The organism is Streptomyces sp. NPDC052020 (assembly GCF_040680575.1).
Lineage (GTDB): Bacteria > Actinomycetota > Actinomycetes > Streptomycetales > Streptomycetaceae > Streptomyces.
The window spans coordinates 1-1784 of the sequence record NZ_JBFAWY010000095.1; the positions used below are offsets into that span (position 1 = coordinate 1).

Genomic DNA, 1784 nt, shown 5'->3' on the forward strand with positions numbered 1-1784 from the left:
CCCTGGCCGACGACGGGGTGACGACGTTCCTGGAGGTCGGCCCCGACGCGGTCCTGACCGCCATGGCCGCGGGCGTGCTGCCCGAGGACACCGGGCGGTGCGTCCCGCTGCTGCGCCGGTCCCGGCCCGAGCGGGCGGAGGCGCTGACCGCGCTGGCCCACCTGTGGGCACAGGGCCGCCCGGTCGACTGGGCCGCCCTGCACACCGGCGCCCCGGCCCGCCCCGTCGACCTGCCCACCTACCCCTTCCAGCGACAGCGCTACTGGCTGGAGGGCGTCACCGAGGGCGGTGACGTCTCCGCCCTGGGGCAGCTCCCCGCCGACCACCCCCTGCTGGGCGCGCTGGTCAACGCCCCCGGTACCGGCACCACCGTCCTGACCGGACGAATCAGCGCCCGGACCCATCCGTGGCTGGACGACCACGCGATCATGGGCACCCCGCTGCTGCCCGGCACCGCCTTCGTGGAGCTGGCCCTGCACGCGGGGCACCGCACCGGCGCGCCCCACCTGGAGGAGCTCACCGTCCACGCCCCGCTCGCGCTGCGGTCCGACGCCTTCACCGACCTCCGGGTCCAGACCTCGCGGTCCGACCACTCGGTCACCATCCACTCCCGGCCGCACGGCGCGGAGGACGACGCCCCGTGGACCCTGCACGCCACGGGCACGCTCGCGCCCGGCTCCCCGGCGCCGAGCACCGATTTCCCCGCGGCCGCCTGGCCCCCGCCGGGTGCCACGCCCATCCCGCTCGACGGCGTCTACGGTGAACTGGCCGCCCAGGGCTACGAGTACGGCCCCGCCTTCCAGGGCCTGAAGGCCGCCTGGCAGCAGGGCGGCGAGGTCTTCGCCGAGGTGGCGCTGCCGGAGCAGGCGCGCGACGACGCGGCCGCGTTCGCGCTCCACCCGGCGCTCCTCGACGCGGCGCTGCACGCCACCGACCTCGGTGAGGGCGGCGCCCCAGACGGGCAGACCGCGCTGCCCTTCGCGTGGAGCGACGTCCGCCTGCACGCGACCGGCGCGACCACGCTGCGCGTGCGCATCACCAGGTCGGGCGAGGACGGCGTACGGCTCCTCCTCGGCGACCCGGCCGGCCGGCCCGTCGCCGAGGTGGGCCGGCTGGCCATGCGCCCGGTGTCGGCCGAGCAGGTCGCCGCGGCCCGCGACGGCGCGGACACCCACCTCTACGCGGTGGAGTGGGACGCACTGCCTCTCGCCGCGGACCGGGCGGCCCCGGCCGCCGGCACCTGGGCGGCGCTCGGAGCCGGGTCCGGTGAGTGGGAGTGGGCCGGTGCCACCGCCCACACCGCGCTGACGGACCTCACCGAGGCGCCGGACGTCGTCGTGCTGACCTGCCCCCGGGGCACGGACGACGCCGGCATGCCGGAGCGGGTGCGCGAGGTCACGGGCGGTGTGCTGGAGACGCTGCGGCGGTGGCTGGACGACGAGCGGTTCGCCTCGTCCCGGCTCGTGGTGGCGACCCGGGGAGCGGTCGGCCCCGAGGGCGGTTCCGCGCTGCCCGTGGACATGGCGGGCGCCGCGGTGTGGGGGCTCGTGCGCTCGGCTCAGGCCGAACACCCGGACCGCTTCGTCCTGCTGGACTGGGACGGTGTGCGGCCCGCGCTGCCCGCGCTCACGGCGGCGCTCGCGGCCGGTGAGCCGGAGCTCGTCCTGCGCGGCGGTGTCGCCCACGTGTCCCGGCTCGTCCGCGCGATGCCGGACACCTCGTCCGGGACCGGGTTCGAGGCATGGGACCCGCAGGACACCCTCCTCATCACCGGCGGCACCGGC

The 1784-nt window shown here is 77.5% G+C and carries 1 protein-coding gene; it reads left to right on the forward strand.

The features are described 5' to 3' along the window. A partial coding sequence (locus tag AB0L74_RS34795; RefSeq protein WP_365661626.1) for a polyketide synthase dehydratase domain-containing protein occupies positions 1 to 1784 on the forward strand: 1784 nt, incomplete at both ends.